Source organism: Terribacillus halophilus (genome assembly GCF_900162685.1).
Classification (GTDB): Bacteria; Bacillota; Bacilli; order Bacillales; family Amphibacillaceae; genus Terribacillus; species Terribacillus halophilus_A.
Window position 1 is genome coordinate 743,429 of record NZ_LT727827.1, and the last position, 6,771, is coordinate 750,199.

Genomic DNA, 6,771 nt, shown 5'->3' on the forward strand with positions numbered 1-6,771 from the left:
TTGTGCATAGTTAATGATTATTTCTCAACAGAATTGTGCTTCTGCATGATAGGCTGTTTAATCTTGGGAATGTTTTCTTTAATTAGGAAGCTAACGAAACTGTTGCGATACTTTCTCTAGAAGAAGGCTTATAGTCGGCATATTCCCTAAATATCATCCATTGAATTTAAAGAAACAGGATATAAGACCTATAAACAAAAAAAGCTTAGAATGCCTATATGGCTCTAAGCTTTTTCCTGTTTAACCTAAATCGACATTATGATAAACCTGCTGCACATCCTCAAGATCTTCAAGCGCATCGATTAGCTTCTCAAACTGCTCCTGCGTTTCCGCATCAAGTGTCACGTCGTTTTGTGCCAGCATGGAAAGCTCTGCAACCGTGAACTCTTCGATGCCAGCTCCCTTAAGTGCTTCCTGTACTGCATGGAATTGATCTGGCTCTGCATACACGATGACTGCCTCATCTTCTTCAAGGATATCACGCGCATCAACGTCTGCTTCCATTAGAATTTCTAATACCTCATCTGAGGATTTACCTTCAATTCCGATAACAGCTGTTGCATCAAACATGTAAGCAACGGAGCCGCTGACGCCCATGTTACCACCGTTCTTACCAAATGCAGCACGAACCTCTGGCGCTGTACGGTTTACGTTGTTTGTCAGTGCATCGACAATAATCATAGAGCCATTCGGACCGAAACCTTCGTAACGCATATCGTCGTAATTTTCTTCGCCGCCGCCTTTGGCTTTCTCGATTGCACGCTCGATAATTGCTTTTGGCACGTTATACGTTTTTGCACGCTCTAATACAAATTTCAGCGCTTGGTTCGCCTCCGGATCTGGTTCGCCTTGTTTGGCTGCAACGTAGATCTCCCGGCCGAATTTCGCATAAATTCTGCTCGTATTGGCATCCTTTGAAGCTTTCTTCTCTTTGATATTGTTCCATTTACGTCCCATTGATGAACACTCTCTTTCAATCTATTTTAAAACTGTTTGTGAAATGATAATTGCTGTTACCATTATAACGCAAAACGCAGTGTACTAAAACTAGGGTTACTCGACAAGAGTGGTTAACATCGTCGTATTCCGGTTATGTAATAAAGTGAACCAATACAGGAAATATAGAAAGGCGGCTGGCCATGACACCAGATCATTTAATCATCTTTCTAGCAATAGGCTACATTTTCTTTTCTCTGGATAAGAAACAGCAGAAGCTGCCTGTTCCGCTGCTTTTAGTTATAACAGGGGTTATTCTATCCTTCATACCTTATTTCTCAGAGGTGACAATCAGCCGGGAACTAATCTACAAAGGCTTCCTGCCAGCACTATTATTTATCTCGGCTTATCGTTATTCGTTCAAATCTATAAAGAGATTCGGACCATTTTTCGGCCTTTTAAGCACACTGGGATTGTTTATCACAGTCTTACTGCTCGGCTTGGCTGTCTGGAGCATAGGCTCATTGTTTATTACGATTTCCTTAATCGGCGCATTAGTAATTGCCTCTATTCTTACACCAACGGATCCCGTTTCCGTAGAATCAGTCTTAGAGGAATCAGATATCAATAAGAAATACACAGCCAATTTAGAGGGCGAATCTATGATTAACGATGGTACAAGTGTTGTCATCTTCACGATTGTCTCTACTATGTATACAGCAGGAAAGTCCTTCTCCTTTTTGCATCTGATGAAGGAATTTCTAACAGTATCCTTAGGCGGTATCTTAATCGGCCTTGTATTAGGCTGGCTTTTATCAAAGAATATTCATATCCTGAAGAATCACACCTATCAGGTAATGGTAAGTATTATCGTTGCTTACGGAAGCTTTTATTTGGCGGAGATCTTCGGTTTTTCCGGGGTATTGGCCACAGTGACAAGTGGTATCATGTTCTCTTATGAATTGCAGAAGACGGATGATGAGGAACAAAGCCGCCGTATTCAGGGTGGCTTCTGGAATATTATTGAGCCAACCATCTTATCTTTAGTTTTCATCGTACTTGGTATTGTGTCCATGCAATATATCCAATGGAAGCATTTCGGCTTATTCCTGCTAATCTTCTTACTATCTATAGCAGTAAGATTCGTTGTATTAGTATTAATTGCTTTACCAAAGCAGAAATGGCGTAAGCTTGTTTTTTGGAGAGGTGCGACCATCCTAACATTTGCTGGTGTAAGAGGAACCATGAGCATTGTACTTTTATTAACACTGCAAACGAAACTATCTGCCGATCATTATATATTGTCACTCTCATTCGGTGCCGTACTTCTATCGCTCGTCCTGCAGACCATTATTATCTATCCGCTTTCTCTGATTCTCAAAAAGTCGGGATCCTCATAAGGATTCCGACTTCTTGCTGAACTGCTTGTATGCTGTTTCAAAAGCTTGATAGCTATCAGAGCCAAGTTTGTTTGTATCTTGGTCAAACAACCGAGAAAAAACAATCTGGTAGGCGTCTGCTCTACTGCATTGCCTGGAGTTCATTACTAGTTCTAAATAAGAAAAAAATATTCCGGACTCAGTTTACCGCCTTTATTTAGGATCATATGAACGTCTCCTCTCTTCATTTACTTGTGTCTCGTCTTTCATTTATTACCACAATACTACGTCAACATCTTTCCTATACTTTAATATATAATGGTTGCTTTATATAACAATTTGCTTATATACTGACAGAGAAAGGAGGTCTTGCATATGGCAACTACACAATCCTTAAGTACTGGAACTCTAACGGAAACCTTAAAGATTCTTCATGATCCAACACGACTGTTGTTATTAAAGCTGCTGACGGAGAAGGAATACTGTGTCTGTGAGCTTGTTGAGATGTTTGACATTAGCCAGCCAGCTGTGAGCCAGCATTTGCGCAAGTACCGGCAAGCTGGTCTTGTTATAGAAGAAAAGCGCGGACAATGGCGCTACTATCAATTCGATCCTTCTTGTCCGCAAAGTGCTCTCGTAAAAAGTGTCTTGGCACAGCTGGACGCGCAAGATGAACAACTTGTACAGCTTCGGCACAAAGCAGAAGCAATTACTTGCAGTTAGGAGCAATACACAAATGATCACCACTATTTTAGCCTGCCTTATTTTTTTCGTTACTCTAGTACTCATTATCTGGCAGCCGAAAAATCTCAATATCGGCTATAGCGCCTGTGCTGGTGCCGTTCTTGCTTTGCTAATCGGTGTCGTTGACCTTAGCGACGTATGGGAAGTAACAACAATCGTCTGGAATGCAACTCTAGCCTTCGTAGCAATTATACTTATCTCGCTTATCCTGGACGCGATTGGCTTTTTTGAATGGGCTGCCTTACATATGGCTGCAGCAGCCAAAGGAAATGGCACTAAGATGTTTGTTTATGTCTGTCTGCTCGGTGCTGTTGTTGCTGCTTTCTTCGCCAATGACGGAGCGGCATTAATTTTAACACCAATTGTCTTGGCAATGGTTCGGGCGCTGCGGCTTGATGAAGCGCTTGTCTTTCCATTCATTATAGCGAGCGGATTTATTGCAGATACTACATCCTTACCGCTTGTTGTAAGTAATCTGGTGAACATCGTATCCGCTGACTTTTTTGATATTACTTTTCTGGAGTATGCATCACGTATGATCGTACCGAATTTCATTTCGCTTGGTGCGAGTATCCTTGTGCTTTATTTATTTTTCCGGAAACGTATACCAGCTGTCTATGATGTAACGACAGTGAAAGAACCTGGATCAGCAATTAAGGATAAGAAATTGTTCAAACTATCTTGGTATGTGTTAGCACTGTTGCTGATTGGTTATCTCGTCTGTGAGTTCATCCATATTCCAGTATCCGTTGTAGCGGGAGTTATTGCTATTGTCTTTTTGCTTATTGCACGCCGCAGTCCAGCAGTGCAAACAAAGACAGTAGTCAAAGGGGCACCATGGAATATCGTTTTCTTTTCGATTGGTATGTATGTTGTCGTGTATGGCTTACGTAATGCAGGTCTGACAGACTTACTAGCTGATATCATTCAATATGTTGCTGACGAAGGTCTGTTTATCGGAACTCTCGGCATGGGCTTTATTGCAGCTATTCTTTCGTCTGTCATGAACAATATGCCAACCGTTATGATTGACGCTATCGCTATTTCACAGACAAATGCAACTGGTGTACTGAAAGAAGCTCTTATATACGCCAACGTAATTGGATCCGATTTAGGACCGAAGATCACACCAATTGGCTCCTTGGCTACATTGCTTTGGCTGCATGTACTTACACAGAAGGGTGTCAAAATCTCATGGGGCACCTATTTCAAGACAGGTGTGATTTTAACTATCCCTACCATGTTCTTAACTCTAACAGGATTATATATCTGGTTACGCATTATCCACTAAAGGAGAGATATGATGAAAATACGCATTATTGGCTCTGTGGCTGCCGGCACTTCTGTCGCAGCAAAAGCACGCCGTAACAATGAAGAGGCAGACATCCGTATCTATGACAGAGATTATGACATCTCCTACAGCGTCTGCGGCATTCCTTATTTTATTGGCGAGGAAGTTGAGGAGTTAGAAACACTCAATCCACGTGACGCTTCTTTCTTTAAGAAACGCTACAATGTTTCTATCCAGACAAGACATGAAGTAGTTTCTATTGATCATAACAGCAAGAAGTTGACGATTAAGAATTTAAATACTGGGGAGACATTGACAGACACATATGATGTACTTGTTTTTGCTACTGGTGCAACACCGCTCACCCCAGCTATAGAAGGAACAGAGCTAGAGCACGTCTTCCATGTGCGAACTATCCAGCATGCAGGCGCCATTGATAAGTTTATTGAATCCAGAAAGCCAAAAACAGCTACTATTATAGGCGCTGGTTATATTGGATTGGAAATGGCTGAACAACTCACTCATCTTGGTGTAAAAGTAAACCTGATCCAGCGCAGCAATCAAGTGATGAAGCACTTGGATAAAGATATAGCTGATCAAATTGCTGACACACTGCAAACGCATGGTGTAAAGCTGCTGCTTGAGCAAGAAGCAGCTCGTATTACACAATCGGAAGTTGTTACTTCTACAGGAGAAACAATTGCATCTGATATTGTCTTCCTGGCTGTTGGCGTAAAGCCAAATACAGCCTTAGCCGAATCAATTGGTGTGGAGATTGGTGAAACAGGCGCAATAGCAGTAAACGAGAAAATGCAGACGAACTTGCCGGATGTGTATGCAGTGGGTGACGCAGCCGAGAGCTTCTCTGTTCTAACAGGAAAGCCTATCTATCGTCCCCTAGGCTCCACAGCCAATAAAATGGGCCGCATTGCAGGTGATGTCATCACTGGCGGAACATCTGCCCACCGCGGCATACTAGGCACTGGTATAGTCCGTGTATTTGAGCTAGCTATTGCGCAAACAGGTATGAACGAAAAAGAAGCTCTACGTTATGGCTACGATATTGAAACACTACACAATATTAAACCTGCGCGCGCTCCTTACTTAGGTGGTAAAGAACTGACCATTAAAGCAATTGCCGATCGAGCTACTGGGCGCCTGCTCGGTGTTCAAGCAATCGGAGAAGAAGGTGTAGATAAACGTATCGATGTATTTGTTACCGCCATGACTTTTGGTGCAAAAGCAGAAGATCTGTTTCACCTGGATCTAGCCTATGCACCGCCATTCAGCACAACAAAAGATCCCGTCATGTACACCGGCATGGCACTGGATAACGCCATCAGAAAGCAAAACAAACTACTAACACCAAAGCAGCTGCAGGAAAGGCTCAAAGAAGGTGAACAGTTCCAAGTCATTGATACCCGAGCAAAAACGCAATACGATACATCACATGTAACTAGTGCCATCAATATCCCGCTAGCAGAGCTTCGGGAAAAGGCAAAAGAACTCGACCCATCAAAACCAACCCTTTGCTACTGCAACAGCGGCGTAACGGGTAACGCAGCACAGAACGTTCTGCGCAATATGGGATTTGAAGAAGTATATAATCTATCTGGTGGCAATAAGAACTATCAGAAATACCGACAGTAAGGAAAAGCCGTATACACGTTGTATGCGGCTTTTTTAGTTTATATCAAGTATGTAGATTGAATTGGGAGACACATAAACAGCACATGCATATACCACAATTTCCGAAATCACATTCCCATTAGGAGGTATCTCATGATAGTAATCTTTGTTGTTATCCTTACCCTTTTTAGTTTGCTCACCATTGCATCTGTCATTGCCCTTACACTTACCCGTAAGCAAAGTCACTATTCTCCTAAAGAACATCACACCAACTCCACTGAACGTGCTAAGAATGATGTGAAGAACTATATCGATTCGAATGAATTTACTAATAATGATTTATAAGTACACCAGATATATAGTTTACTTTTAATATTAATTCAAAGGCCAAGTGAAGATAGTTGGCCTTTTTAGATTGATAAGGAAGAGTATAAATAAAAGTTAACTACGAGAAAAACAGATAAATACAAAACGATTTACAGTATCCAAATCCACACAAAAAAACCTAGAGTCTTAAGACTCTAGGTTTTCGTGATAAGCTTCCTAGCGGACTTGAACCGCTGACCCCCACCTTACCATGGTGGTGCTCTACCGACTGAGCTAAGGAAGCGAATGGCTCCACAGGCAGGATTCGAACCTGCGACCGATCGGTTAACAGCCGATAGCTCTACCACTGAGCTACTGTGGAACAATATAAATATGTATACAAAAAAATTGCCTGGCAGCGTCCTACTCTCACGGGGCGAACCCAACTACCATCGGCGCTGAAGAGCTTAACTACTGTGTTCGGCA

6 protein-coding genes and 2 tRNA genes are annotated in these 6,771 nt (G+C 42.1%); 5 read left to right on the forward strand and 3 right to left on the reverse strand.

The window, feature by feature from the left end; genetic code table 11:
- Positions 1 to 240 precede the first annotated feature (240 nt).
- Positions 241 to 957 (reverse strand): YebC/PmpR family DNA-binding transcriptional regulator, encoded by a 717-nt coding sequence (locus tag B1K52_RS04770; RefSeq protein WP_077305809.1) that lies wholly within the window; start codon positions 955 to 957, stop codon positions 241 to 243.
- Positions 958 to 1,139: 182 nt separating this feature from the next.
- Here B1K52_RS04770 and B1K52_RS04775 point away from each other — a divergent pair, with 182 nt between their 5' ends.
- From B1K52_RS04775 to B1K52_RS04795, 5 genes are all read left to right on the forward strand, one after another.
- Positions 1,140 to 2,336: a cation:proton antiporter gene (locus tag B1K52_RS04775; RefSeq protein ID WP_077305811.1), complete on the forward strand. Its 1,197-nt coding sequence runs from the start codon at positions 1,140 to 1,142 to the stop codon at positions 2,334 to 2,336.
- 354 nt (positions 2,337 to 2,690) lie between these two features.
- Positions 2,691 to 3,038 carry an ArsR/SmtB family transcription factor gene (locus tag B1K52_RS04780; RefSeq protein ID WP_077305813.1) on the forward strand — a complete coding sequence of 116 codons (348 nt, stop codon included), beginning with the start codon at positions 2,691 to 2,693 and terminating at the stop codon, positions 3,036 to 3,038.
- Between the two features lie 13 nt (positions 3,039 to 3,051).
- Positions 3,052 to 4,350 (forward strand): arsenic transporter, encoded by a 1,299-nt coding sequence (locus tag B1K52_RS04785; RefSeq protein ID WP_077305815.1) that lies wholly within the window; start codon positions 3,052 to 3,054, stop codon positions 4,348 to 4,350.
- 12 nt (positions 4,351 to 4,362) lie between these two features.
- Complete coding sequence (locus B1K52_RS04790) at positions 4,363 to 6,000, forward strand: FAD-dependent oxidoreductase (protein ID WP_077305817.1); 1,638 nt, start codon at positions 4,363 to 4,365, stop codon at positions 5,998 to 6,000.
- A 132-nt stretch (positions 6,001 to 6,132) separates the two neighbouring features.
- The gene (locus B1K52_RS04795) at positions 6,133 to 6,324 is read left to right on the forward strand and encodes a hypothetical protein (RefSeq protein WP_077305818.1); all 192 of its coding nucleotides are present in this window, start codon (positions 6,133 to 6,135) and stop codon (positions 6,322 to 6,324) included.
- A 192-nt stretch (positions 6,325 to 6,516) separates the two neighbouring features.
- On the opposite strand, the gene B1K52_RS04800 is transcribed toward B1K52_RS04795, so the two are convergent.
- A tRNA-Thr gene (locus B1K52_RS04800) sits at positions 6,517 to 6,589 on the reverse strand.
- Between the two features lie 3 nt (positions 6,590 to 6,592).
- Positions 6,593 to 6,667: transfer RNA gene (locus tag B1K52_RS04805), tRNA-Asn, on the reverse strand.
- Between the last annotated feature and the right edge of the window lie 104 nt (positions 6,668 to 6,771).